Genomic DNA, 23,669 nt, shown 5'->3' on the forward strand with positions numbered 1-23,669 from the left:
TTCTTTTTTTATTTAGACGTTAAGAAATACGTTTCAATATCGTCAAGCAGATAGTTTGCGGCTTTGATTCCGCCTGCGGTTGTCCACACGACGTCATCGACCTCATGGGCGTTCCCTGACTTCACAGCCTTAAGGTTTTTCCATAGTGAACTGCTCGTCCACTGGTTGGCCCATTTTTCATTATCTTTTGCATTATCGGCTTTATAAGTGAAATAAAAAAGCACATCGCCATCCATATCAGGAATGGATTCTTTGCTGTCTGTTGAGAACGTAAACTGGTCCTTTTGCTTCTTGAATAGCTCCACTTGCTTTTCAGGACGTTTAAAACCTAGCTGGTCTAAAATAATGCCGGAGAATGAATCTTTATAATAGATTCTCGACTCGCCGGACAGAAACCGTACAACAGACACGGTTTTGTTTGTCTGATCGCCAAGCTTATCTTTCATATCGGCAACGCGCTTATCAAAATCGGCAATGACTTCTTTGCCTTTGTCGGCCTTATTCACCGCGTCGGCATAAAGAGTCAGGTTATCCTTCCAGTTCCCGGCTAAAGATTCAGCAAAAACCGTCGGCGCAATCGCATTTAGCTGATCATAAATCTTTTCTTGGCGCACTTTATTTCCAATAATCAAATCAGGCTTTAATTCCGCGATGGCTTCCACATTCGGTTCGGTTTCGAGCCCGACGTTTTTCACACCTTTCATGTCGTCTTTCAGGTAGTCATACCACGGATCACCCTTCCAAGACTTCACGGCCCCGACTGGTTTAATGCCAAGCGCTAAAAGCGCCTCTGTCCCTTCATTTGTTAAGACGACAATCCGTTTTGGATTGGCTGGAATATTGTCTGATGTCCCCATTGCATGTTTAACCGTTCTTGTTTTGCTGTTTGCCCCCTGGCTGTTACCGGAACTTTCTGAACTATTACAGGCAGAAAGCACCATAACGGCCATAAGGAATACAAATAGCATGCTGATATGCTTTTTCATCTTTTTCCTCCCAATATTGAAATTCATTATCATTTAGATCATAATAAGCAGTGGTGAGAGTGTCAATCATTAATTGAGGATGGTTCTCAAAAACAATTAATTTACTGCAGTCATGGTGAAGAATGGTACATAGTAAATCACTAGGAGAATTGGATGATTATCTTCAAAGAGGCTTATTCGAAATGGATTTTGTTATTATGTCTGCTTTTCGTTTTGCTGGTGGCTGTCTGCGCAAGTGTCATTTATGGCTATACCGGTACGTCATGGGGACAGGTCTATCAAGCATTTACATCTTTTAACGGATCAAATGAGCAAGTCATCATTAAAGACGTCAGGCTCCCGCGAGCACTGGTTGCCACAGTTGTCGGCGCTTCCCTTGCGGCTGCCGGCGCTCTGATGCAGGCGCTGACAAAAAATCCGCTAGCATCACCAGGGATTTTCGGAATCAACGCAGGGGCCGGCTTTTTTATTGTTGCCGGATCATTTTTTCTGCATATTCAATCACCCCAAGCGCTTGTATGGAGCTCATTCCTCGGTGCTTCCTTTACCGCCGCGATTGTCTATGCCGCAGGTTCGCTTGGAAGAGAAGGGCTCACGCCGATCAAATTGACGCTGGCTGGAGCAGCCATGGCGGCAATGTTTTCTTCGCTGACACAAGGCATGCTTTCCGTCAATGAACTCGAGCTGGCTCAGGTGCTATTTTGGCTGACGGGCTCTGTGCAGGGCAGGAGTCTTGATTTGCTGCTGACAATGCTTCCGTATGCCGCGGCAGCGCTTATGATCAGCTGTTTCCTCGGCCAAAAAATTAATCTTCTTGTCATGGGAGAAGATGTTGCCAAAGGACTCGGTCAAAAAACGGGGCTGCTGAAATTCGTTATGGCACTATGTATTGTCCTGCTTGCCGGTTCGGCTGTCGCCATTGCCGGGCCGATTTCCTTTATCGGCATCATCATCCCGCACTTTGCCCGCTTTATCATCGGCAATGACTATCGCTGGGTTCTGCCGTTTTCCGCTGTTTTAGGTGCGATTTTACTTGTTGCCGCGGACATCGGGGCACGATATATCATTATGCCTCAGGAGGTTCCGGTCGGGGTCATGACGGCGATGATTGGCATGCCTGTCTTTGTTTACATCGCAAGAAGGGGGGCGAATCTATGAAACTACGTTTTGGCTTTACAGCGGCTGAAAAGAAAGCATGGATTGTCTTTTTTGTTTTACTCGGTTTAACAGCGGCTGTGTTCATCATAAGCGCCGGGCTCGGGCAGCGGTTCATTCCTCCTTGGGATGTGGCCAAAACATTTTTCGGTGCAGGTTCAAAGCTCGATGAAATGATGGTGATGTCGTTCCGCATGCCAAGAATTTTGACAGCTGTATGCGCCGGCGTTTGCTTGGCTGCGGCAGGCGCAATTTTGCAGGGGCTGGTCAGAAACCCTCTCGCATCCCCGGATATTATCGGAATCACGGGGGGAGCGGCTGTGGCTGTGGTGCTTGTCATGATGTTCTTCTCAGACCGGAGCGATTCACTGACGATCAGTCTGTCATGGCTTCCGGCAGCCGCATTTATCGGGGCATCAGTTGTTGGACTTATCGTTTATTTACTCGCATACAAAAATGGCGCCTCCACGTTTCGGCTGGTGCTGATCGGAATCGGATTTTCAATGTCTGCACAAGCGATGACCACATTGCTCATGATCAAAGGCCCGATCTACAGGGCGTCTCAAGCCAATGTATACATAACAGGTTCAGTCTACGGATCGAACTGGCAGCATGTAAAAATAGCCGTGTTGCTGTCAGCCATTCTCTTATTCATTTGTTTTATCTGTCTTAAAAATATGAATATACAAATGCTCGGTGAAGATATTGCGGCAGGCGCGGGAAGCTCCGTGCAAAGAAACCGGTTCTTCCTGCTGCTGCTGAGTACGGCTCTTACGGGCTGTGCGGTTTCGGTTGCCGGAACGATTGGTTTTGTCGGTCTGATGGCGCCGCACATCGCAAGGCGTCTCGTCGGCTCGTCTTACGGTGCGCTGCTCCCGGCATCTGCACTGATCGGGGCTCTGCTCGTATTAGGAGCAGACATCATCGGCAGAACCTTATTTGCCCCGGTCGAAGTTCCGGCAGGCGTTTTTACAGCGGCGATCGGCGCTCCCTATTTTATTTATTTGCTCTATAAAACAAGAAATTCCTGATCGTAAACCCATTTTCTCTGAAAGAAAATGGGTTTTTTAATAATGACTGAAAATTGCCACTAATATTTTGTTATACTGACAGAGACATTGATGCAGAAAGGATGGCAGGCGAATGAAAGCAGAAGTATTAAAATATGAAGCATTTACGGAAAATCCCGGCAAAGGCAACCCCGCGGGAGTGGTATTGCACGGGGATGCTTACACAGAAGAAGAAATGCAGAGAATAGCTGAGCTCGCAGGATATTCAGAAACCTCCTTTATTCGGAACAGCGAGGCGGCTGATCTTGAACTCCGTTACTTCACTCCGGGACACGAAATGGATTTATGCGGACATGCGACGGTCGCTTCCCTATACGCGTTATGTGAAAAAGGAAGGCTAGAGATTGGTAAAACGTACAGCATCCAGACAAAAGCCGGTATCCTGCCAGCAAACATTTCTGAAAAAGAGAGGCGCATTCATATCACACTTGAACAGGCTGCCCCGAAATTCAAACCATTTACGGGCGATCGGGAAAAACTCGCGGACGCATTGGGAATTACGGCGGAGGACTTTCATGATGACCTTCCAATTGTTTTTGGCAGTACAGGCATATGGACTGCAATTGTTCCGCTCAAATCATTAGAAGCCTCTAAAAAAATGGTGCCGAATAACAAACAATTTCCGGAAGTTCTAGTTGATCTGCCAAAAGCCTCAGTGCACCCGTTTACCTTTGAAACGATTCACTCTGACAGCGACCTGCACGGACGCCACTTTTCGTCGCCGTATTCAGGAACAATAGAAGATCCCGTGACTGGCACAGCATCCGGCGTGATGGGAGCTTACATGCAGCAATACGTCAGGTCCGGGCAGCGCACATTTATCATTGAGCAAGGACAGGAGATAGGGAAAGACGGAAGAGTGGAAATTGAAATAAACGGAGATAACGATCACATCAAAGTGAACATGACAGGGACTGCCGTTTACTCAGAAACTCGGATTCTTGAAATCTAATAAGGCTGGAGGTTTACAAAAAGCCGCACTTTCCGTTATGATTATGATTGATAATCATTTTCAATTGGATAGAAAGGGTGAAGCGGTATGCCTCAAGCCGAACAGATAAATCAAGATTCAGCACTGCGGGATATCATACGCAGCAGAAGATCAATCCGTAAATTTAAACAAGATCCCGTCCCTCCGGCTGTCATCCTTGACATGCTAGAAACGGCAAAATATGCGCCGAATCACAGAGTAACGGAGCCTTGGAGATTTATTTACGTTTCCAGTGAAACAGGAAAAGCAAGCTTGATTAAAACCTTTGCTTCATTTTCTAAAAAATCAAAGCCGGACATGACGGAAGAAAAACTCCAAAATTTCAAAAAGACACTCAGCCGTGTGCCTGGATTTCTGCTTGTTGTATTTCAGGAAGATGAGAACGAAAGAGCAAGAGATGATGATTTTGCGGCAACCAGCTCATTGATTCAAAATCTCCAGCTTCTTGCCTGGGAAAAAGGAATCGGCATGGTTTGGAAAAGCGGAAAGATCCTCTATGATAAAGACGTGCATCAAGCCTTCGGTTTACAGGATAACGAGCGCTTCGCCGCGATCATACAAACAGGCTATCCTGATGAAATGCCGGAAGTGAAAAAACGCACACCGATAAAGGAACGGTTCACCGAGCTGTAAAAAACCCCCTGTCTCAAGCAGAGACAAGGGGTTTTTCATTAACGTTTTTTGCTTTTCGCTCTCTTATCGGCCGCTTTCGCGCGCTCCTGCGCTTTGCGGTCATCCGCATCAGCGAGTTCGCTTGAATATTCCTCGTAAACGCCGTCAGTTTCTCGTTTTAACGCATCGGGAACCTGAGGAAGTTTTTGTTTGTTTTTATCACGGTTTTTGTGGATATGATTTCTGCCCATATCAAATTCCCCCTAAAAAGTGATATCAAACAAACATAGTATCTGCTTTCCGGCGCTATGTATCCCTACTTCCGCTTAGCAGCTTTTTCCGCCTTTTTAAATTCACTTGAATAAAGAACTTCCTGCATTTTCTTCAGGTTGGCTCCTTGCTGGTGCTTCTCCCTTTTCTTTTCCATAAAAGGACCTCCTTCAACCATGTTATTCTTAAGGTTGACGCTTCCTTCCGTTTTTATACAGCCTTTCGGTCCGTCAGCAGCTGCGAAAGGGCGAATTCAAGATCTGAAAATGTAAAACGGAATCCGGACGTAATTGCTTTTTTAGGCAAAGCGCGCTGTCCTTTCACAATAAGCAGGCTCATCTCACCCAATGCTTTTGATAAAAAAAATTCTGGAACGGGGAGCCAGTGGGGACGATGTACCACCCGTGCAATCGTTTTTCCGAACTGCTTCATTTCAACCGGATTAGGCGCTGTCACATTAACGGGACCTGAGATGCTGTCGGTTTCAATTGCATATAGAATCAGCTGGGCGGCGTCCTCCACGTGAATCCAGGACAGCCACTGATTGCCCGTCCCGATCGTTCCGCCGGCCAGCAGTTTGTATGGCAGAATCATTAGCGGAAGAGCGCCTTTTTCTCCAAGCATCACGCCAAATCTCGCGTAAACCGTTCGGATGCCCATCGCCTCAATAGTTTGCCCTTCCCGTTCCCACAGATGTGAAGTATGGCTGAGAAAATCCTCGTCTGACGTGGGAGAGTCTTCTGTAAAGGTCTTTTCAAGGTCAGTGCCGTAAATGCCCACTGCACTGGCTTGAATAAGCGCCTTCGGTTTTTCCGCCTGTCTATGAATAAGCCGCCGTACTTCCCGGGTTGCATCGATCCGGCTGGAGAGAATTTGCTGCTTCGTTTTTTCATTCCAGCGGCCAAAAATCGATTTTCCCGCAAGGTTTACCCAGACATCAATATGAGGAAGATCTTGTTCAGGCGCAGCATCTTCAGTCAGCCATTGGACATAAGTGATATTTTTTTGTTCAGTTTTTCCCGCGTTTCTTGATAAGATATAAACATGATGTCCCTGGCGGGTGAGGACGCCAGTCAGATGCGTACCGAGAAAACCCGTTCCGCCCGTCATTGCAATATTCATACACATCTCTCCTCATCGTTCTGATAACTATACTTTACCTCATTTTTATCATAGAAAACGCGTTTGAGACCGAAGAAGGGAGATTAAGATGCCATTTATTACAAAGATATCAGCGCAAAAGAAAAATACTGAACGTTTTAATATTTTTCTGGATGAAAAATATGCTTTCAGCGTTGACGCAGATGTGCTCGTGAAATTTGAGCTTAAAAAGGGAAAAGAGCTTGATGACCTCGAGATCATTGAGATTCAATACGGCGATGAAGTGAAAAAAGGCTTCAACCGTGCGATTGAGTTTTTATCCTATCGAATGAGGTCAACGAAAGAGGTAGAAGACTACTTAAAGAAAAAAGAAACCTCGGCGCCCGTCATTGCGGAAGTGATTCATAGGCTGAACGATTACAGCTATTTAAATGACCAAGAGTTTGCGGCGGCCTATGTAAGCACTCACAAAAAAACAAACGGAAAAGGGCCTGACGTTTTGTTCAGAGAGCTGAAGGCGAAAGGAATCGATGACGATACGATTAAAGATACGCTAGGTTCTTTCTCGTTTGAGGAACAGACGGAAAAAGCAGTTAAGCATATCGAAAAGCTTCTGAAGAAAGACAAGAAACTCTCTTCAAAAGAAATCAAACAGCGAGCACAGATGCAGCTGCAGCGCAAAGGCTTTTCATTTGATGTCATCTCTGCGGCGCTGGAGCAGATTGAATACGAAAATGATGAAGACACTGAAAAAGAAGCGCTGCGTCTTCATGCGGAAAAAGCGTTTAGAAAATACCGTTATGACGGCTCCTATGAAAGTGCCATGAAGGTCAAACAATTTTTATTTAGAAAAGGATTCTCACTCGATTTAATCGAGCAATTTCTGCGGGAAGAGGAGTAGCTGAAAAATGGAGAAACGATACAGTCAAATGACAACGCACGAACTCAATACAGAAATCGCAGGACTTTCAGAAAAAGCAAGAAAAGCGGAACAGCTTGGAATCATCAATGAACTGGCAGTGCTCGAACGGAAAATTGCAATGGCAAAAGCATACTTGCTGAACCCGGAGGACTTCTCACCGGGAGAAACGTATATTGTGGACGGCTCTGAGGACGAGTTTTACATTAACTATTTAAATGGCGTTTTCGCTTGGGGATACAGAACATCGGCTCCCGATCAAGAAGAAGCGCTTCCAATCTCAGTATTGCAGCAAAAGAAGCAGGGATGACCGAGAGGCTGAATATCAGCCTCTTTTTTATTTGAGCACATTCAAGGCGATTTTTAGAGTAAAAATGATTGAATTCATCCTGGATTTCTTTTAAGATGGAACTCGTTGTTTTTTAAAAATTAAAGGAGGCGATGACGTTGAGTATGAAAAATCCATCTGTAAAATTCATTATTTTTGTTCTTATGATCTGTACGTTTTCAATTGGATACACAGAATATGCGGTGATGGGTATTTTGACGTCGATTGCCAATGACTTTCATATACATGTTTCCTCTGCGGGACTCCTTGTTACCGCTTATGCGGCAAGCGTCTGTGTGACAGGCCCGCTTGTCACGATTGTTTCTGTCAAGCTCCCGAGAAAGCCGGTGCTTCTTGGATTGATGGGGATTTTCATCCTTTCCAACCTGTTAAGTGCGCTGGCACCGAATTTTGCGGTATTGGCCGTCTCAAGAATATTATCTGCTTCCATTCACGGCGCATTCTTTGCAATTGCGATGGTATTTGCTAGTGAAATGGTGCCGCCAGAAAAACGTGCCGCAGCCGCTGCGTCTATGAACGGTGGTTTAACAGTGGCTTTAATGCTGGGTGTTCCATTCGGTTCCTACTTGGGCGATGTCCTAAACTGGAGAGTCGTGTTTTCCATCATTACAGTGCTTGGAGTGATCGGATTTATAGGCCTGATGGCTACCGTGCCAAACAGAAAACCAAAAGTCATCCCGATGCTCATGAATGAGTGGGGGGTATTTAAACACAAACAGGTGCTGTATTCCTTTGCGATTACCATTTTAGGCTATTCAGGCGTATTTATCGCTTACACGTTTATCGAACCGATTTTAAGAAATTCAGCGGGTTTCAGCACAGTCGGCATTACAGGCGCCCTCTTCGCTTATGGTTTGGGCGGGGTTGCAGGGAATTTCTTTGCGGGAAAAGTGCCGCTTCCTCTGCTGACCCGGACCATGATTGGCGTCATGATCGGTTTGATCGGCGTACTTGCGGTATTTCCGTACATCGCCGTTTATCCGGCCGCAGCCATTGTCGGGACTTTCTTATTTGGCGCTTGCGCATTCGGCACGCCGCCTCTTTTGCAAACAAAGGTTCTTTCTTCATCTGAGAACGGCACAACGATCGCCGCAGCTGTGAGCGTGTCTGCATTTAACCTGGCCAATGCGCTCGGCGCGTGGATCGGCGGTATCATTTTAAGCGGGACCGGCTCCTATTCCTGGCTGTTTGCAGGAGGGGCGCTGATGACCGCGTGCGGACTGGTGCTGTCAACCTTTGCGCATCTGTCTGAAAAGAAAAGCGTCTATGAATATCAAGTCAATAAAGGGTAAAAAAACAGCTGCACATGTGCAGCTGTTCTTCTTTTACCGTTTGCCGGAGGCTCTCATTTTCTCCTGAGGATGCTGATTGATTGACCCGTCAGGACGCTTTGAAGCATAGTCGTCCTTCGCTCTCGGTTCACCTTGAAACTTGTTTTCGTTTTCGTAAGGAAATCCTTTTTCTTTATTGCGGACCATGTCATATCCCCCTAGGTTCGAGATCAAAAAGTTGCGTCTTGCCGGATGAAGACGTAAGGTTAGTATATGGAGAACATGAAGTTTTAAAGCGTAATTTTTTTCCTGAAGGAAAGGAGACCACCAAATGAATACGTATATTGAAAAACTGACAAATCTGCTTCTGGAAAAAAACGATATGATCAGCTACATTCAGGCGAAAACATGGGTGGAATTGTTATGGAGCGACTTTGAGGCAACCTATGCAAAAGCCGGACACGCCTACCAGGGCGAAAAAATGACTGAAAAAATCGTCACACAGTGGATTGAGAACTACGGCGGCCAGCTCCACCTTTTCCAAAGCGGCCGTGAAGACGTGAATGATTACTTAAACCAAAGCAGAGGGCTTTTACATTAACACAGCCTGCCGGCATAAAGTACGGCAGGCTGTTTTTTACACATTTGTATTGAGTACATCACTCATCACCATTCTAATCATAAAACCAAGAAAAGCAGTATATGCAATCAGCTGCAGATAGGATAAAGGAAGCATAGATTGATGAATAAGAACAGCACCTATTAGCAATAGAACAATCATTACCCAATGTGATATATAGCCCGCGAAATGAGCATTTGAGCGGGTGCGTTGGTCATTATGAAAGTGTACGTTTCTCCAGAGTTTATTTCTATGAATATGCGCGGCAGAATAAAGAACTCGGGCTGTTCCGATGACTGCTAACAGAAGTGTTAAGGTTGAAGGTGAATGCCAATAAAGGACATACAATAAAATGGGAAGCAAAGTTTGCAAAAACAATCCAGTACGATACGTCATGTTCATATTATTTGTCTCCTTCTATCCAGAATAATTGATCTAATGAGCACTCTAATACTGAAGATAATTTAATTGCAGTGCCTATCGAGGGTTCATATCTTTGTTTTTCAATTGCAATGACCGTCTGCCTTGTCACTTGAATTTTTTCTGCAATGTAATGTACACCTTACAAACCTTAACATTTCCTTAATTGTTAGAAAAAATAAACAAATAGTGTTTCATTCACCGGGCAATAAGGGAATACCTCTTATATCTTGTCAACATACGAGGAGGAGCTATAAATGAAAAAGAAACAAGTATTGCTCGCTTTAACAGCCGCCGCAGGACTGAGTTTCACAGCATGTAGCACCGCTCCCGCAGCAAAAGCCGCAACCCCTCAGACCATGAATGTCACCATGCCATCATCAGATTCTTATGTTATTAAAGCAGGAAAACTGAATGTGCGAACTGAGCCAAATCAAAAAAGCGCGATCCTCGGCACGGTATCATCTGAACAGAAAGTCACTGTAAAGGGATTTGCAAATGCTAATTGGGCTCAAATCGAATTCAAAGGGAAAAAAGCATATATTTCAACACACTTCTTAATGAAAACCGCAAGTCAAGCAAAAACAGCAAAACAGACTGCCTTCTATTCACCAACACCGGAAAATGGAAAAGCCAAACAGCTTTCCTCCGGGACAGAAGTCACTTTGCTCGGCTGGGGATTCAGTGAAAACGGAGGATTTGATTTCAGCTGGGCATTCGTTGATTATGGCGGGGTAAAAGGCTATATTCAGACAAAGGATTTACAAATACGCTAAATAGACAGGCTCTTGCTTGTCTTTTTGCCTTGATATTGAAACATTTCTTCTTTCTGAACGTAACAATGAGAAAGGAGATGATCATATGGCTTGTTTAGTCGGCGGAGGGCTCATGATCATTGCAGGTCTTCTCATCAAATTGTTCCCTCCAAAATCCATTAACAGTGTATATGGATTCAGAACGAGACGCTCAATGTCAGATCAAAGATTATGGAATGAAGCCAACCGTTACAGTGCGGCGCTCATGATCCTGTCAGGTTTGATTGTCTTGGGGGCCGGGGTGCTGCTGAGATCAAGCTTTATCATTCTTCAGCTGATCATGCTTATTGCTGCTTGTATCATCACTTTTATGCTGACGGAGAAAAGGCTGAAACATATGACGAAAAGTCAAGGAGGAGAGTTGAGTGGAAGGAGTTAACAGTCAGTTTATCAAAACAAATGGGATCACGCTCCACGTTGCTTCCGCAGGGCCGGAGGACGGCCCGCTTATTGTCCTGCTCCATGGGTTCCCTGAATTTTGGTATGGCTGGAAAAATCAAATCAAACCGCTTGCCGATGCGGGGTATCGGGTGATTGCTCCCGATCAGCGCGGTTACAACCTCAGTGATAAACCCGAAGGAATTGAGGCTTATCGAATTGATACATTAAGAGATGATATCATTGGGCTTATTTCGCAATTCACTGATCAAAAAGCAATCGTGATCGGGCATGACTGGGGAGGAGCAGTAGCCTGGCACTTGGCATCAACACGTCCGGAATATGTTGAAAAGCTGATCGCCATTAACATACCGCATCCGCACATCATGAAAACCGTAACGCCAGTCTACCCGCCGCAATGGCTGAAAAGCTCGTACATTGCCTTCTTCCAGCTGCCGGACAAACCGGAGGCCGCGTTAAAAGAAAATAATTATGAGAAATTAGATAAAGCCATCGGGCTATCTGATCGGCCGGAGCTTTTTTCTTCTGAGGATATCAAAAAGTACAAAGAAGCGTGGAAGCAGCCTGGCGCCCTGACGTCAATGCTGAACTGGTACAGGGCCCTCAGAAAAGGCAGCCTTGCGGAAAACCCCCGCGAATACCATACAGCCCCTTACCGGATGATCTGGGGAATGGAAGACCGCTTTTTAAGCAGAAAGCTTGCAAAAGAAACAGCAAGCCGCTGTCCAAACGGGCATTTAATATTTGTGGATGAAGCGTCCCATTGGATCAGCCACGAAAAGCCGGCCATCGTGAATCAGCTTATTTTAGAATATCTTGAAAAACAATAAGTCAGATTTTCTTTGCACCGTCTGTCGAAATGGCAGACTTTTTCTATGCTTTTTTTTCATACTCTATTTTAAACCTGACAAAATAACATTACATATACTCAAATGTCATACCAAAAATGTAACAAAAAACAGGTTTAAACGACTTTAAAAAAAGGAATAGCCTTACTGAAGATTTGTGTACAAATTCCCCTAAGGCAATACTTAAAAAGAATAATAAAAAGAAGGTGCCTTAATGAAGCAAGGATTAATCTCGATTATTATCCCGTCTTACAATGAAGGTTATAATGTCAAACTCATTCATGAATCTTTAAAAAAGGAATTCAAAAACATTCATTATGATTATGAAATATTCTTCATTAACGACGGAAGTATTGATGACACGCTTCAGCAGATCAAAGACCTGGCATCCAAATGCAGCCGAGTGAAATACATATCATTTTCGCGAAACTTTGGAAAAGAAGCCGCGATCTTGGCAGGATTTGAACATGTTCAAGGCGAGGCAGTTGTCGTGATGGACGCCGATTTGCAGCATCCGACCTATTTGCTGAAGGACTTTATCAAAGGCTACGAGGAAGGCTATGATCAAGTCATTGCCCAGAGGAACAGGAAAGGGGATAACCCCGTGCGTTCGCTTCTTTCGTCCCTTTACTACAAGTTCATTAATAAAGCTGTGGAAGTTGATTTGCGTGACGGTGTCGGAGACTTTCGGCTGTTAAGCCGCCAAGCTGTAGATGCACTTTTGAAATTGAGCGAAGGCAACCGCTTTTCAAAAGGCCTGTTTTGCTGGATCGGTTTCGAACAGAAAATTGTTTTTTACGAAAATGTCGAAAGAAAAAACGGCACATCCAAATGGTCATTCAGCAGCCTTTTTAATTACGGAATGGACGGCGTTGTCTCCTTTAACCATAAACCGCTGAGAATATGCTTTTACACCGGCATTTTTGTATTGCTGCTCTCTCTTATTTATATCATCGCCACGTTCGTCAAAATTCTTACAAACGGTATTTCTGTGCCCGGATATTTCACAATTATATCTGCGGTCTTATTTCTTGGCGGGGTTCAGCTGTTAAGCCTTGGCATCATAGGAGAATACATCGGCAGAATCTATTACGAAACAAAAAAACGGCCGCATTATTTGATCAAAGAAGCAAATATCCCAAGCAAAGATCTGCCTGAAACGAACGAATTGAAAAACATGCGGCGCCTGACTAAACTGCACTGAAATGAATGAATTGCCATTGGCAGTGCTTTTTTGCATGCTTACAAGTTAACGGCAAGACTGGAGAATCCTTATGAAAAAAAGAAAACATGTCTTCATTTATGCGGCCAGTCTGTTCATAGCGGTTCTAGCACACGCTTTTTTTGTGAAAGAATGGGCGGATGGCAGATATATGACCGGTCCCGGTGACGGACTGGCGCAAATGATCGTATTTAAGAAATTATTATATGAACAATACACGCAAGGAAACTTTTTCTATCATTATTCATTCGGACTCGGCGGAGGCACATTCAGTCAGCTTGGCTATTATTTTTCTGCTTCTTTTCCTTTTCTTGCGACTTCCGCCGCAGTATGGCTGCTGCAATCCGTTCATCTCATCGGCGAGGCGGATACGCTTTTTTGGGCGCAGTCAGCCGTTTTTATCAGCATTATTAAGCTAAGTCTGATTATTTTTACAGCAGCTTCTGTTTTTAGCTATTTGCTCAAACGCAGAGCAGCGGCATTTACGGGTGCTGTCCTATACGGAGTATCGATTATTTACTTTCGCCACGAAGCGTATTGGGAATTTTTCACCGATACAATGATTTGGCTCCCGCTTCTCGTGCTCGGAGCAGAAAAAATCATCCGAGAGCGGCGTCCGGCATGGTTTATCATTGCTTGCTCCTTGAGCTTAATCAACAATTTTTACTTTGCATACATAAATCTGATTTTCATTGGAATTTATATCTTGTTCAGATGGCTGATCAAGCTGGAAGAACATGAAGTGAAAAAATGGGTTCAATGCAGAATGTTTATCGTCTCGGGACTCATTTCTTTTGGTATCAGTGCGGCGGTATTTGTGCCGGTGGTTTACGGATATTTAAATAACCTGCGCCCACCGTATAATGAAAAAATAGAGTGGCTGAATTTCGATGATAATATTTTATTTTCGAGCAGGATTATCGTGGTGCCAGCCATCTTTTTACTGTTTTTGTTTGTCATTTCTTTTTATAAACACCGCGTGTTTCGCCTTTTTGCCGGAATGAGCCTTCTGTTTATTCTCTTTCATTTCAGTCCGTATGCGGCAAGCGCCTTTAACGGCTTTTCCGCACCGCAAAACCGGTTTGAATATATTTTGGCCTTTACAATCGCCGGGGCAGCAGCGGCAGGTTTATCACAGCTGCAGGAGCTGAGGCGGAAAGAGCTGCTTCCAGCAGCAGCGGTTGTTCTGCTTCTTTACTGGTATCATGTCCAAAGATATGAGCTTGATATATGGAAGCCAGCGAATGAAAGCATCTTACTGCTTTTGTTCCTGACAATCGCTGCTTTGTTTGCCGCAGTTTTTGTGAAAAAACGGGCAAAGCTTGCTGTATACGGTGTGGTGATTTTGTCTTCGCTGCTTGTCGCTAACACCTATCAGAAATATGCGCTCTCAGAAGGAGGCGGGCTGGATAGTGTTTCAAAATCCTATATTACAAGCGAGGAATACAAAGGAGACGAACAATCTAAGCTCATCAGACTTGTGCAAAAGGAAGACAATGACCCGCTCGTGAGAATCGACTGGATGAATGGCGTGCGCAATAACACTCCGATTATTTACGGGTTTAATGGATTCAGCGCCTACTCGAGCATTTTAAACAGCCATCTGCTCTCCTTTTATTGGAATGATCTTCGCATCGATATGGGAAGAGAAAGTGTCAGCCGCTACGCTTCATTGGGGGACAGAGCGAACTTGTACAGCCTGCTTTACGGCAGATACTATATGACGGAAAAAATAAACGAAGCGAATGTTCCATACGGCTTTACAAAACATATGGAATCAGAGCACTACACCGTTTATGAAAATCAATATATGCTTCCTTTCGTCAAATCAGCCGAAAGGGTTTACGCAGAAAGTGACCTGAAAAAGTTGCCTGCACTTGCAAAAGAGCAAGCGATGCTCAAAGGAATTGTATTAGCAGATCCAACTGAAAAAACAGAGCAGCCCCCTGATCTGACGAATCTGATTTCCAAATCGGACATCGCTGCAAAACAAGCTCAATATCAAAACGGACTCCTGACTGTAACTGGAGAAAACGGAGGAGAATTGATCATCACCCCGAAAAAGCCATCAGTCGGTCCGGGCGATTACTATGTCAGTTTTTATTTGAAAAGCAAAGCAAGAGACAAAGGATTTACGCTAAAGGTAAATGATTATGTCACAACAAGAAAATCAAATCAATCGATCTATAAAACGGGAGTAAACGATTTGACCATCAGAGTGCCTAAAGCAGATCATATCTCAATCAGGCTTCCGAAAGGAACGTACGAGCTTTCACATATCGCGCTTTATGAAGAAAATTATCAAACATTAAAAAACGCTGCGTCGCAAAACAAAACGGAGAAAACAGACAGCCTGGAATGGAATAAAAACAAGCTGACATTCACATATCACAATTCCAAACCTCAGTACATCATGCTCCCGATTCCGTATGAGAAAGGCTGGGAGCTGAAAATTAACGGAAAGCAGCAGAAAATTGAAAAAGCCGATTACACTTTTATTGGTTTTAAGGCGCAAAAGGGAGACAATCAAATTGAACTGACCTACTATCCGCCATATTTTAAGATATCGGCTGTGATTTCTTTCATCAGTCTGCTCCTAGCTGTTTTTTATACAAGACGCAAAAAAGCCCGGCTCTAAATAGAGCCGAGCTTTAATTTTTTCTGAAGCTTTTCTTCGCTGAATATCCAGCCAGTATAAGATGAGCGTATTTCAAGATCATGGCTGATATGAACGATTGCCACAAACGGATAGTGCCCTTTACTCCGATAACGCAGGTCAATAAACCGGACCTCATAATGGTCTTTATACGTATCCACTTCCCACCTGTAAACCGGAGAGAACGAAAGAAACGCCGCAATGTTGTCATCCTGCTTCGCAGCTTGCATAACATCGGTTTCAGGAACCGGCACCCGATTAAACGTATCAAGTATCACCACATGCCCGTCCATGCTCCTTCCTACATAAAAAGCATGCGCGGTCGTAACGGCAATTCGCCATTGCCGGAATTTCATCGTCGGCGAAATGATAATGCTTTCGATCTCTTCATCAATTAGCTCACGGAGCTGCCGTTTGATTCGCAGCTGCATCATCAGGCGCAAGATATAATAGCCTGCCAGTATGACGTATAAGGTGAGAAATGTGATACCGGGGCTGCCGCCGACATACCAGACCGCGATGGCAGCCAGGTGGCTGATGAAAATAAACGGATCAAATGTGTTAATCAGCCCGAGTGCCACCCATTTTTTCGAAAACGGCCGGATGGCTTGTGTTCCGTATGCATTGAAAATGTCCACAAATACATGCAGCACGACTGCCAGCAAAGTCCACAGCCACAGATGCAAAAAATCAGCCTGAGGATAAAATAAATACAAAATCGCCGGAATGATGACAGACCAAAACAAAACGGCAGGAATAGAATGGGTAAAACCTCTGTGATTTCTTATATAAACAGCATTATTTTTAAGTTTTAACACAGTATCGATATCAGGAGCCTGTGAGCCCGCAAGCGTAGCGATCATGACTGCGTGAGCCATTGCCGGATCTGTTCCGACAACCGGATCCAGTGTCGCAATTCCGCCGAGTGCGATGCCCATGACAACATGTGTGCCCGTATCCATAGGTGACCTCCTTGCAGGTTTATCCTGCACATTCACTTTGTAAGACATTCCCTAATTTTATATACCCAATCTTTTAACCTGTTCAATCGTTCTCATATGTTTCCGCTTTTTCTTTACTTCTATTTAATGTAACATATTATCGTACTGTGCCCTTAGTGTACAACAAAAAACAGTCTAAAGAAAAGCGGGGCGCGAGAGACTGGGGAGAAACACATATGAATGTACTTGAAGATAAGGTAAGACAAAAAGATATACAGCAATTTCAAAATGATTTAATTACATGGTTCGAAAGAGAACAGCGCATTCTGCCGTGGAGAGAGGACCAAGATCCGTATAAAGTGTGGGTGTCTGAAGTGATGCTCCAGCAAACGAGAGTAGAGACAGTCATTCCTTACTTTTTACGGTTTGTGAAGCAATTCCCGACAGTAGAAGCGCTCGCTGATGCCGATGAAGAAAAAGTGCTCAAAGCATGGGAAGGTCTCGGTTATTACTCGCGGGTCAGAAACCTGCAAAGCGCTGTAAAAGAAGTGAAGCAGCAGTACGGAGGAGTTGTTCCATCAGAAGAAAAAGAGTTTGGCGGCTTAAAAGGCGTAGGCCCTTACACAAAAGGAGCAGTGCTAAGCATTGCCTACAATAAACCGATTCCCGCGGTTGACGGAAATGTGATGCGTGTTATGTCGAGAATTCTGTCCATCTGGGATGATATTGCTAAGCCAAAAACAAGAACCGTTTTTGAAGAAGCGATCCGTGTGTTTATTTCAAAAGAAAAACCCTCGGAATTCAATCAAGGTTTAATGGAACTGGGAGCCATCATCTGCACGCCAAAATCACCTTCTTGCCTGCTTTGTCCTGTCCAGCGGCATTGCTCAGCGTTTGCAGAAGGGACTGAACGGGAACTCCCGGTGAAAAGCAAAAAGAAAAAACCCGGGATCAAAACAATGGCTGCAATTGTACTGACAGATGATGACGGACAAGTCTATATTCATAAACGCCCGTCTAAGGGACTGCTAGCCAATCTGTGGGAATTCCCGAATCTTGAAACACAAAAAGGAATTAAAACAGAGCGCGAGCAGCTCACTGCATTTTTAGAAAGTGATTTTGGCATACAAGCTGAAATCAGTGACCTCCAAGGTGTAGTGGAGCATGTTTTCACCCACCTGGTATGGAATATTTCTGTGTTTTTCGGTAAAGTAAAACAAGTGTCGGATGCTGCAGAACTGAAAAAAGTAACGAAGGAAGAGCTCGAAGAATTCGCGTTTCCAGTGTCACATCAAAAAATTTGGAAGATGGCAGTGGAAGCAGCCGGAGTATATAATTCGGCTGCTCGGTAAGAGTACTTAATCATAACTGACGCGCGTGCCGTGGCTGTAGTCTGCTTCATTGCGCTTCATTCCGCCGCGCGCTTCAATCTCTTGCGTTAATTCCCGGTATTTTGATTGGCCTTCTTCGTTCAAATAAGGCATAATTTGCTGAAAGGCATGATGAAAATAGGCGAGTTCACTGTTTTTCCAGTCCTTTTTGGAAATCATGGTCAATTCGCTCATATCTCGTCCGACATACATAACGGAAGACCCCCTTTAAAGTTCTTGCCATTATTGTTTGTGGAATGAAGAGAACTATACGCTACAAGGAGCTGAGGAAAAAATGGAACAAAATAAATGCGCACTCGTAACAGGAAGCAGCCGCGGCGTCGGAAAAGCAGCGGCGATCAGACTTGCGGAAAATGGCTATAATATTGTCATTAACTATGCACGCAGCAAAAAAGCCGCTCTGGAAACAGCGGAAGAAATCGAAAAACTTGGTGTTAAAGTGCTTATTGTAAAAGCAAACGTGGGACAGCCCGCAAAAATTAAAGAGATGTTTCAGCAAATTGATGAAACCTTTGGAAGGCTGGATGTCTTTGTTAATAACGCTGCATCAGGTGTATTGAGACCGGTTATGGAATTAGAGGAGACACATTGGGACTGGACGATGAACATCAATGCAAAAGCCTTGCTTTTCTGCGCTCAGGAAGCGGCAAAGCTGATGGAGAAGAACGGCGGCGGTCATATTGTCAGCATCAGCTCATTAGGTTCAATCCGGTACCTTGAAAACTATACGACAGTTGGTGTGTCAAAAGCTGCATTAGAGGCCTTAACCCGTTATCTCGCAGTAGAGCTTTCACCAAAACAGATTATCGTAAATGCAGTATCAGGCGGAGCGATTGACACAGATGCGCTCAAACACTTCCCGAACAGAGAAGATCTTTTGGAGGATGCGCGTCAAAATACCCCGGCGGGACGTATGGTAGAGATTAAAGACATGGTCGATACAGTTGAATTTTTAGTGTCTTCAAAAGCTGATATGATCCGCGGACAGACCATTATCGTTGACGGCGGGCGCTCACTGCTCGTTTAAAAAATTTTTTTGAAAAAAGGAATAGCCAATCGATTACCTGCACATTCTAATGACCGTGGAGGTGATAACAATGGCTAACTCAAATAATTTCAGCAAAACTAACGCTCAACAAGTTAGAAAACAAAACCAACAATCAGCTGCTGGTCAAGGTCAATTCGGTACTGAATTTGCTAGCGAAACAAACGTTCAGCAAGTCAGAAAACAAAACCAACAATCAGCTGCTGGCCAACAAGGTCAATTCGGCACTGAATTCGCAAGCGAAACTAACACACAGCAGGTAAGACAGCAAAACCAATCTGCTGAACAAAACAAACAACAAAACAGCTAATCACTGAAACAGAAAAAAGCACTTCATCTTCGGGTGGAAGTGCTTTTTTCTGTTTGAAAAACGACAAAACTTGTGAAAGCTCAACAGAATGAGTCAAAGGGTTTGCCAGATCAGGATCGAAATAATTAATGGTGGAAACGTTTAGACTTTGACCAGGGCTGAAGGAGGAACCGATGACGGAATTTGAAAAGCTGGTAATAGAACAGATGAAAACGATGGACAAGCTTCTCGATCTCCAATCAGAGCTCGACCGCTGCAAACAAATCGAAGCAGAACTCCGGCACTTGGAAAGGGATGCAAGGCTGCGCGGTATTCAGGATGAAATTGCGGTAAAACGAAAACATCTTGCAGATATACAGGATATGTTTCAAAAGCAGACAGAGCAGGTGATTCGTTCATATCGCAGCTCAGAAAAGCCGTCTTCCTTTGTGTAGAGCAGGAATGTGCCATTCCCAAGCCGGAATGGCTCTTTTATTTTCATTTTTCAATTTGTAACGTTATAATAGGTAAAAGACGTTGTCGGTAAGCAAGTTTGGACATACTAACTGTAGGGCTTTATAGAAAGTAGGGGAGAAATATGGGTTATCCCAAGGAAGGAGAAACCATTCAAATTCACAGCTATAAGCATAACGGGCTGATCCACAGAATTTGGAATGAAACGACAATCTTAAAAAGTACAGAAATGTGTGTCATCGGAGCCAATGACCGGACGATGGTAACCGAATCAGACGGCCGGACATGGATAACCAGAGAGCCCGCAATCTGTTATTTTCACGCAAGACAATGGTTTAATGTCATCGGGATGCTGAGGGAAGACGGGGTTCACTATTACTGCAACATCAGTTCTCCGTTTGCCTATGATGGCGAAGCAATTAAATATATTGATTACGACTTGGATGTCAAGGTATTTCCTGACATGACCTATAATATTCTCGACGAAGATGAGTATGATGATCATCGGAAAGCCATGAATTATCCAAAAGAAATTGACAGTATTTTAAGAGACTACTTAAATACGCTGCTTCACTGGATTCATCAGCGGCAGGGACCGTTTGCGCCCGAGTTTGTCGATATGTGGTATGAACGGTATTTGCGCTATACAAAATAATGGTTACGTAAAAACCTGTTGCGGGGTACAACAGGTTTTTCACATGGGCTCACACACATCATGATAAAGAGAGGGGGAATCAACGTGGGGGTTATGAAACGCTATATGCAATTCGTCAAACCTTATAAAAAGCAAATTTTCATTACAGTATTAATCGGGATCGTAAAATTCTCCATTCCGCTTGCTCTCCCATTGCTTTTGAAGTACGTAGTTGACGATATTATTCAAGGAGGCGGCACGGCCAGTGACAAAACAACGTCATTGTTCACCATTATGGCGATCATGTTCGCCTTATTTTTAATTTTGCGCCCGCCAGTTGAATATTATCGCCAATATTTTGCCCAGTGGACAGCCAGTAAGGTACTCTATGATATAAGAGCCAAGCTGTTTGATCATATACAGAAGCTGAGTCTTCGTTTTTATGCGAATACTAGAACAGGGGAAGTCATTTCCCGAGTGATCAACGATGTGGAACAGACAAAGGACTTTGTGATCACAGGTCTGATGAATATATGGCTCGATATGCTGACGATTTTGATCGTGATCTCTATCATGCTGACACTGGACGTGAAATTAACGCTTATTTCCGTGGTTTTATTTCCATTATACGGAATATCAGTGAAGTATTTTTACGGCCGTTTAAGAAAGCTGACAAGAGAACGGTCACAGGCGCTTGCTCAGGTGCAGGGGCATTTGCATGAACGGATTCAAGGTATGCCGGTGATCAGAAGCTTTGCGATAGAAGACCATGAGCAGGCCAACTTTAACGAAAAAAACAGCCATTTCTTAGATAAAGCAATTAGTCATACGAATTGGAATGCCAAGACCTTTGCAGTTGTCAACACCATTACAGATCTGGCACCGCTCATCGTGATTGCATTTGCCGGATATTTTGTCATCAACGGACCGCTGACTGTCGGAACGATGGTTGCGTTTGTCGGATATATCGACAGAATGTATAACCCTGTCAGAAGGCTGATTAATTCATCTACAACCTTGACGCAGTCAATCGCTTCAATGGACAGGGTGTTTGAATTTATTGACGAGCCGTATGAGCTGACTGACAAACCAAATGCCATCAAAGCTGACCATATCCGCGGAGAAGTCGAATTTCAAAATGTATCGTTTCAATATGAAAAGGAAAAAGAAAACATCCTTCATGACGTGTCATTAAAAGTAATCAGAGGAGAAACTGTAGCTCTCGTTGGAATGAGCGGCGGAGGGAAATCCACGCTCGTCAGCCTGATTCCAAGGTTTTATGATGTATCAAGCGGCAGTCTATTGATTGACGGGACAGATATTCGGGATTATGAAGCAAGAAGCCTGCGCAATCAGGTTGGCATGGTGCTTCAGGATACCTTTTTATTCAGTGAAACGATTAGAGAAAATATCGCGATCGGAAAACCTAACGCCACGCTTGAAGACATTATGGAAGCCGCAAAAGCAGCTAATGCACATGATTTTATTATGAGTTTTCCGGAAGGGTATGAGACCCGTGTAGGAGAAAGAGGCGTTAAGCTCTCCGGGGGACAAAAACAGCGGATTTCCATTGCGCGTGTATTTCTGAAAAATCCGCCGCTGCTGATCTTGGATGAAGCCACTTCAGCTTTGGATCTTGAAAGTGAACACTACATTCAAGAAGCGATGGATAAACTGGCGAAGGACAGAACAACTTTTGTCGTGGCTCACCGCTTATCAACGATTACGCATGCGGATAAAATTGTCGTCATGGAAAACGGAACAATCATTGAAACCGGAACTCATGATGAACTGATGGATTATGACAGTCAATACAAGCACTTATTCACAATCCAAAACTTGAATTAAACTTCAATCTTATATCCTTTTATCAAGGATATAAGATTTTTTTGTATAAAAAAACCCGGCATATGAACCGGGCTACTCTTCTATTTCCATTTCGCAGTCTTTCGGATGGTACGTTTGAAAGCTTGTAATAAGTGTTTCTAAATGTTCAAGCTGCTCGCGGTATTCTACAGCGCTTGCCATAATATTAAGCATATTATAATCAAGAAGCTCATCATCTGAGTTGCGCTGGTTTTTAAGAAATGACTTTGTCAGCAGCTGTTTGTATTGGATGCCTTCTTCATCTGTATCATCATGCGGTTTAATTTTGCCGACAAACCTCATCAAAATCCGCTCGTGCCAATAAAGCAGGTAATCAAGTTCTTCAGTCAGTGTTTCCTGAAACTCTTCAGGCATATGATAAATCTCGTTTTCCAGGCGATGCAGCTTCTTCAGCGTGTCGAGCGCCCGGTTTGCGGTTATTATCGCCTGTCTGAACAGGACAAGTTTTCTTGATTTCACGTAAGTCGTTTTCTTAAAGTAGCTTCTTTCTTCTTTATATAGAAGATATGTCTGATCTAGCTTGAGCATTTTTTCTTTCAATTTTTCAATATCCTCTTTCAAAATCGAATGCTCTGTTGACTGGCGCATGATCAGCCTGATCCATTTCATGATTTCTTCAGTGTTTTCGACTGTGTTATGAATCAGCTTTGTCTCGTACTTAGGCGGCAGGAACACCAGGTTGACGATAAAGGAAGAAAGCACCCCTAAAATGACTGTGCTTGTTCTGATCAGCGCAAACATTAAAAAGTCGTCACCGGCAGATTCTAAAATCGCAATAACTGTAACAAGAGCAATGGAAATCGTATGTTCAATTTTAAGCTTCAGCATTATGGTAATAACAATCACTGCTGTCAATCCGATCATAATCGGACTGGGTCCGAAAATAAGACCGAATACTGTGGCAATAACAGCTCCGATAATATTTGCCTGAACCTGATCAATAATAATAAGAAAAGAGCGGTAAATTGATGGCTGGATCGCAAATATCGCTGCAATCCCAGCAAAAATCGGTGCGGGAAGTCCGATCCACGAAGCTAAATAAAGAGCCAGCGTAATCGCGATCCCTGTTTTGAAAATGCGGGCACCAAGTTTCATTGGTTTGTGCGTGCATTCCTTTCTATAATAAATTGTTTGACCTAGCAAATGGCTAATCATTAAAATTCCCTGTGAGTTTATTTGCTAAACAATTAAGTAATATACAGGGATCAATACAATTATTCAAGCTATTTCTCAAGAAAAAGACCAAAATCTTACACGCTTTTTAAAAGTACACAAAAACAGGAGCTTATAAGCTCCTGTCTGGGG

General features: G+C 43.8%; 29 protein-coding genes. 19 read left to right on the forward strand and 10 right to left on the reverse strand.

What is annotated here, in order from left to right; all coding sequences use genetic code 11:
* Positions 1–8: 8 nt before the first annotated feature.
* A complete protein-coding gene (locus HC660_RS04585) occupies positions 9–986 on the reverse strand; it encodes an ABC transporter substrate-binding protein (protein WP_029441294.1) in 978 nt (325 codons plus the stop codon).
* A gap of 156 nt (positions 987–1,142) precedes the next feature.
* Here HC660_RS04585 and HC660_RS04590 point away from each other — a divergent pair, with 156 nt between their 5' ends.
* From HC660_RS04590 to HC660_RS04605, 4 genes are all read left to right on the forward strand, one after another.
* The gene (locus HC660_RS04590; RefSeq protein ID WP_168749397.1) at positions 1,143–2,144 is read left to right on the forward strand and encodes a FecCD family ABC transporter permease; all 1,002 of its coding nucleotides are present in this window, start codon (positions 1,143–1,145) and stop codon (positions 2,142–2,144) included.
* Positions 2,141–3,172, forward strand: a complete 1,032-nt coding sequence (locus HC660_RS04595) for a FecCD family ABC transporter permease (protein ID WP_010333443.1) — start codon at positions 2,141–2,143, stop codon at positions 3,170–3,172. Before HC660_RS04590 ends, HC660_RS04595 begins: the two co-directional genes overlap by 4 nt.
* A 112-nt stretch (positions 3,173–3,284) precedes the next feature.
* Positions 3,285–4,163, forward strand: coding sequence for a PhzF family phenazine biosynthesis isomerase (locus HC660_RS04600; protein ID WP_168747239.1), 879 nt, complete (start codon positions 3,285–3,287; stop codon positions 4,161–4,163).
* 87 nt (positions 4,164–4,250) lie between these two features.
* Positions 4,251–4,835 carry a nitroreductase family protein gene (locus tag HC660_RS04605; protein ID WP_024120644.1) on the forward strand — a complete coding sequence of 195 codons (585 nt, stop codon included), beginning with the start codon at positions 4,251–4,253 and terminating at the stop codon, positions 4,833–4,835.
* Positions 4,836–4,873: 38 nt separating this feature from the next.
* Here the strand turns inward: HC660_RS04605 and HC660_RS04610 are convergent, their stop codons facing one another.
* The 3 genes from HC660_RS04610 to HC660_RS04620 all read right to left on the reverse strand — a co-directional run bounded on the left by HC660_RS04610 (position 4,874) and on the right by HC660_RS04620 (position 6,206).
* Positions 4,874–5,065, reverse strand: a complete 192-nt coding sequence (locus HC660_RS04610) for a YfhD family protein (protein ID WP_010333446.1) — start codon at positions 5,063–5,065, stop codon at positions 4,874–4,876.
* A 65-nt stretch (positions 5,066–5,130) separates the two neighbouring features.
* Positions 5,131–5,241, reverse strand: coding sequence for a YfhE family protein (locus HC660_RS04615; RefSeq protein WP_010333447.1), 111 nt, complete (start codon positions 5,239–5,241; stop codon positions 5,131–5,133).
* Positions 5,242–5,294: 53 nt separating this feature from the next.
* Positions 5,295–6,206: a TIGR01777 family oxidoreductase gene (locus HC660_RS04620; RefSeq protein ID WP_168747240.1), complete on the reverse strand. Its 912-nt coding sequence runs from the start codon at positions 6,204–6,206 to the stop codon at positions 5,295–5,297.
* Positions 6,207–6,294: 88 nt separating this feature from the next.
* Between HC660_RS04620 and recX the strand changes: the two genes are divergently transcribed.
* The 3 genes from recX (at position 6,295) to HC660_RS04635 (ending at position 8,745) form a co-directional block, all read left to right on the forward strand.
* Positions 6,295–7,086: a recombination regulator RecX gene (gene recX, locus HC660_RS04625; protein WP_168747241.1), complete on the forward strand. Its 792-nt coding sequence runs from the start codon at positions 6,295–6,297 to the stop codon at positions 7,084–7,086.
* 7 nt (positions 7,087–7,093) lie between these two features.
* Complete coding sequence (locus HC660_RS04630) at positions 7,094–7,414, forward strand: YfhH family protein (protein ID WP_010333450.1); 321 nt, start codon at positions 7,094–7,096, stop codon at positions 7,412–7,414.
* 137 nt (positions 7,415–7,551) lie between these two features.
* Positions 7,552–8,745 (forward strand): MFS transporter, encoded by a 1,194-nt coding sequence (locus HC660_RS04635; RefSeq protein ID WP_168747242.1) that lies wholly within the window; start codon positions 7,552–7,554, stop codon positions 8,743–8,745.
* Between the two features lie 33 nt (positions 8,746–8,778).
* On the opposite strand, the gene HC660_RS04640 is transcribed toward HC660_RS04635, so the two are convergent.
* Complete coding sequence (locus HC660_RS04640) at positions 8,779–8,931, reverse strand: small, acid-soluble spore protein K (protein WP_010333452.1); 153 nt, start codon at positions 8,929–8,931, stop codon at positions 8,779–8,781.
* A 124-nt stretch (positions 8,932–9,055) separates the two neighbouring features.
* On the opposite strand from HC660_RS04640, the gene HC660_RS04645 reads away from it, so the two are divergent.
* Positions 9,056–9,325: a YfhJ family protein gene (locus HC660_RS04645; RefSeq protein WP_024120650.1), complete on the forward strand. Its 270-nt coding sequence runs from the start codon at positions 9,056–9,058 to the stop codon at positions 9,323–9,325.
* 36 nt (positions 9,326–9,361) lie between these two features.
* Here HC660_RS04645 and HC660_RS04650 read toward each other — a convergent pair whose 3' ends face one another.
* Both HC660_RS04650 and HC660_RS04655 read right to left on the reverse strand, forming a co-directional pair.
* Positions 9,362–9,745 carry a hypothetical protein gene (locus HC660_RS04650; protein ID WP_168747243.1) on the reverse strand — a complete coding sequence of 128 codons (384 nt, stop codon included), beginning with the start codon at positions 9,743–9,745 and terminating at the stop codon, positions 9,362–9,364.
* Position 9,746: 1 nt separating this feature from the next.
* Positions 9,747–9,875, reverse strand: a complete 129-nt coding sequence (locus HC660_RS04655; protein WP_244956485.1) for a helix-turn-helix transcriptional regulator — start codon at positions 9,873–9,875, stop codon at positions 9,747–9,749.
* 145 nt (positions 9,876–10,020) lie between these two features.
* Between HC660_RS04655 and HC660_RS04660 the strand changes: the two genes are divergently transcribed.
* From HC660_RS04660 to HC660_RS04680, 5 genes are all read left to right on the forward strand, one after another.
* Complete coding sequence (locus HC660_RS04660) at positions 10,021–10,539, forward strand: SH3 domain-containing protein (protein WP_010333456.1); 519 nt, start codon at positions 10,021–10,023, stop codon at positions 10,537–10,539.
* Positions 10,540–10,624: 85 nt separating this feature from the next.
* Positions 10,625–10,957: an SdpI family protein gene (locus HC660_RS04665; protein ID WP_168747244.1), complete on the forward strand. Its 333-nt coding sequence runs from the start codon at positions 10,625–10,627 to the stop codon at positions 10,955–10,957.
* The gene (locus HC660_RS04670; protein WP_010333458.1) at positions 10,944–11,807 is read left to right on the forward strand and encodes an alpha/beta fold hydrolase; all 864 of its coding nucleotides are present in this window, start codon (positions 10,944–10,946) and stop codon (positions 11,805–11,807) included. Before HC660_RS04665 ends, HC660_RS04670 begins: the two co-directional genes overlap by 14 nt.
* Positions 11,808–12,039: 232 nt before the next feature.
* Positions 12,040–13,029, forward strand: a complete 990-nt coding sequence (locus tag HC660_RS04675) for a glycosyltransferase family 2 protein (protein ID WP_010333459.1) — start codon at positions 12,040–12,042, stop codon at positions 13,027–13,029.
* Between the two features lie 70 nt (positions 13,030–13,099).
* On the forward strand, positions 13,100–15,685 hold the full coding sequence (locus tag HC660_RS04680; RefSeq protein WP_168747245.1) for a YfhO family protein: 2,586 nt from the start codon (positions 13,100–13,102) through the stop codon (positions 15,683–15,685).
* Here the strand turns inward: HC660_RS04680 and HC660_RS04685 are convergent.
* Positions 15,682–16,665, reverse strand: a complete 984-nt coding sequence (locus HC660_RS04685; protein ID WP_168747246.1) for a metal-dependent hydrolase — start codon at positions 16,663–16,665, stop codon at positions 15,682–15,684. The two genes, HC660_RS04680 and HC660_RS04685, sit on opposite strands and share 4 nt — an antisense overlap.
* Positions 16,666–16,880: 215 nt before the next feature.
* Between HC660_RS04685 and mutY the strand changes: the two genes are divergently transcribed.
* A complete protein-coding gene (gene mutY / locus HC660_RS04690) occupies positions 16,881–17,996 on the forward strand; it encodes an A/G-specific adenine glycosylase (RefSeq protein WP_168747247.1) in 1,116 nt (371 codons plus the stop codon).
* 6 nt (positions 17,997–18,002) lie between these two features.
* On the opposite strand, the gene HC660_RS04695 is transcribed toward mutY, so the two are convergent.
* On the reverse strand, positions 18,003–18,227 hold the full coding sequence (locus HC660_RS04695) for a mother cell protein YfhS (protein ID WP_010333463.1): 225 nt from the start codon (positions 18,225–18,227) through the stop codon (positions 18,003–18,005).
* Between the two features lie 82 nt (positions 18,228–18,309).
* Between HC660_RS04695 and fabL the strand changes: the two genes are divergently transcribed.
* The 5 genes from fabL (at position 18,310) to HC660_RS04720 (ending at position 22,325) form a co-directional block, all read left to right on the forward strand.
* Positions 18,310–19,062 (forward strand): enoyl-[acyl-carrier-protein] reductase FabL, encoded by a 753-nt coding sequence (gene fabL / locus HC660_RS04700; RefSeq protein ID WP_010333464.1) that lies wholly within the window; start codon positions 18,310–18,312, stop codon positions 19,060–19,062.
* A gap of 70 nt (positions 19,063–19,132) precedes the next feature.
* Positions 19,133–19,390 (forward strand): gamma type acid-soluble spore protein SspE, encoded by a 258-nt coding sequence (sspE, locus tag HC660_RS04705; RefSeq protein WP_010333465.1) that lies wholly within the window; start codon positions 19,133–19,135, stop codon positions 19,388–19,390.
* Positions 19,391–19,563: 173 nt separating this feature from the next.
* Positions 19,564–19,824 carry a YgaB family protein gene (locus HC660_RS04710; RefSeq protein ID WP_010333466.1) on the forward strand — a complete coding sequence of 87 codons (261 nt, stop codon included), beginning with the start codon at positions 19,564–19,566 and terminating at the stop codon, positions 19,822–19,824.
* 143 nt (positions 19,825–19,967) lie between these two features.
* Entirely contained in the window at positions 19,968–20,498 is a 531-nt protein-coding gene (gene ntdP / locus HC660_RS04715; RefSeq protein WP_003223272.1) for a nucleoside tri-diphosphate phosphatase, read from the forward strand.
* Between the two features lie 84 nt (positions 20,499–20,582).
* Complete coding sequence (locus HC660_RS04720; RefSeq protein ID WP_168747248.1) at positions 20,583–22,325, forward strand: ABC transporter ATP-binding protein; 1,743 nt, start codon at positions 20,583–20,585, stop codon at positions 22,323–22,325.
* Positions 22,326–22,397: 72 nt separating this feature from the next.
* On the opposite strand, the gene HC660_RS04725 is transcribed toward HC660_RS04720, so the two are convergent.
* On the reverse strand, positions 22,398–23,459 hold the full coding sequence (locus tag HC660_RS04725; RefSeq protein ID WP_101863566.1) for an aromatic acid exporter family protein: 1,062 nt from the start codon (positions 23,457–23,459) through the stop codon (positions 22,398–22,400).
* Between the last annotated feature and the right edge of the window lie 210 nt (positions 23,460–23,669).

Origin of the sequence: Bacillus mojavensis, assembly GCF_012648005.1 — a bacterium.
In the GTDB taxonomy this organism is placed as follows: domain Bacteria; phylum Bacillota; class Bacilli; order Bacillales; family Bacillaceae; genus Bacillus; species Bacillus mojavensis.

Excerpts from the sequence above, each read along its gene's own strand:
- HC660_RS04585 (WP_029441294.1), bottom strand. The coding sequence starts at position 986 with ATGAAAAAGCATATCAGCATGCTATTTGTATTCCTTATGGCCGTTATG.
- HC660_RS04595 (WP_010333443.1), top strand. The coding sequence starts at position 2,141 with ATGAAACTACGTTTTGGCTTTACAGCGGCTGAAAAGAAAGCATGGATT.
- HC660_RS04600 (WP_168747239.1), top strand. The coding sequence starts at position 3,285 with ATGAAAGCAGAAGTATTAAAATATGAAGCATTTACGGAAAATCCCGGC.
- HC660_RS04605 (WP_024120644.1), top strand. The coding sequence starts at position 4,251 with ATGCCTCAAGCCGAACAGATAAATCAAGATTCAGCACTGCGGGATATC.
- HC660_RS04610 (WP_010333446.1), bottom strand. The coding sequence starts at position 5,065 with ATGGGCAGAAATCATATCCACAAAAACCGTGATAAAAACAAACAAAAA.
- HC660_RS04615 (WP_010333447.1), bottom strand. The coding sequence starts at position 5,241 with ATGGAAAAGAAAAGGGAGAAGCACCAGCAAGGAGCCAACCTGAAGAAA.
- HC660_RS04620 (WP_168747240.1), bottom strand. The coding sequence starts at position 6,206 with ATGAATATTGCAATGACGGGCGGAACGGGTTTTCTCGGTACGCATCTG.
- recX (WP_168747241.1), top strand. The coding sequence starts at position 6,295 with ATGCCATTTATTACAAAGATATCAGCGCAAAAGAAAAATACTGAACGT.
- HC660_RS04630 (WP_010333450.1), top strand. The coding sequence starts at position 7,094 with ATGGAGAAACGATACAGTCAAATGACAACGCACGAACTCAATACAGAA.
- HC660_RS04640 (WP_010333452.1), bottom strand. The coding sequence starts at position 8,931 with ATGGTCCGCAATAAAGAAAAAGGATTTCCTTACGAAAACGAAAACAAG.
- HC660_RS04645 (WP_024120650.1), top strand. The coding sequence starts at position 9,056 with ATGAATACGTATATTGAAAAACTGACAAATCTGCTTCTGGAAAAAAAC.
- HC660_RS04650 (WP_168747243.1), bottom strand. The coding sequence starts at position 9,745 with ATGAACATGACGTATCGTACTGGATTGTTTTTGCAAACTTTGCTTCCC.
- HC660_RS04660 (WP_010333456.1), top strand. The coding sequence starts at position 10,021 with ATGAAAAAGAAACAAGTATTGCTCGCTTTAACAGCCGCCGCAGGACTG.
- HC660_RS04665 (WP_168747244.1), top strand. The coding sequence starts at position 10,625 with ATGGCTTGTTTAGTCGGCGGAGGGCTCATGATCATTGCAGGTCTTCTC.
- HC660_RS04675 (WP_010333459.1), top strand. The coding sequence starts at position 12,040 with ATGAAGCAAGGATTAATCTCGATTATTATCCCGTCTTACAATGAAGGT.
- HC660_RS04680 (WP_168747245.1), top strand. The coding sequence starts at position 13,100 with ATGAAAAAAAGAAAACATGTCTTCATTTATGCGGCCAGTCTGTTCATA.
- HC660_RS04685 (WP_168747246.1), bottom strand. The coding sequence starts at position 16,665 with ATGGATACGGGCACACATGTTGTCATGGGCATCGCACTCGGCGGAATT.
- mutY (WP_168747247.1), top strand. The coding sequence starts at position 16,881 with ATGAATGTACTTGAAGATAAGGTAAGACAAAAAGATATACAGCAATTT.
- HC660_RS04695 (WP_010333463.1), bottom strand. The coding sequence starts at position 18,227 with ATGTATGTCGGACGAGATATGAGCGAATTGACCATGATTTCCAAAAAG.
- fabL (WP_010333464.1), top strand. The coding sequence starts at position 18,310 with ATGGAACAAAATAAATGCGCACTCGTAACAGGAAGCAGCCGCGGCGTC.
- sspE (WP_010333465.1), top strand. The coding sequence starts at position 19,133 with ATGGCTAACTCAAATAATTTCAGCAAAACTAACGCTCAACAAGTTAGA.
- HC660_RS04710 (WP_010333466.1), top strand. The coding sequence starts at position 19,564 with ATGACGGAATTTGAAAAGCTGGTAATAGAACAGATGAAAACGATGGAC.
- ntdP (WP_003223272.1), top strand. The coding sequence starts at position 19,968 with ATGGGTTATCCCAAGGAAGGAGAAACCATTCAAATTCACAGCTATAAG.
- HC660_RS04725 (WP_101863566.1), bottom strand. The coding sequence starts at position 23,459 with ATGAAACTTGGTGCCCGCATTTTCAAAACAGGGATCGCGATTACGCTG.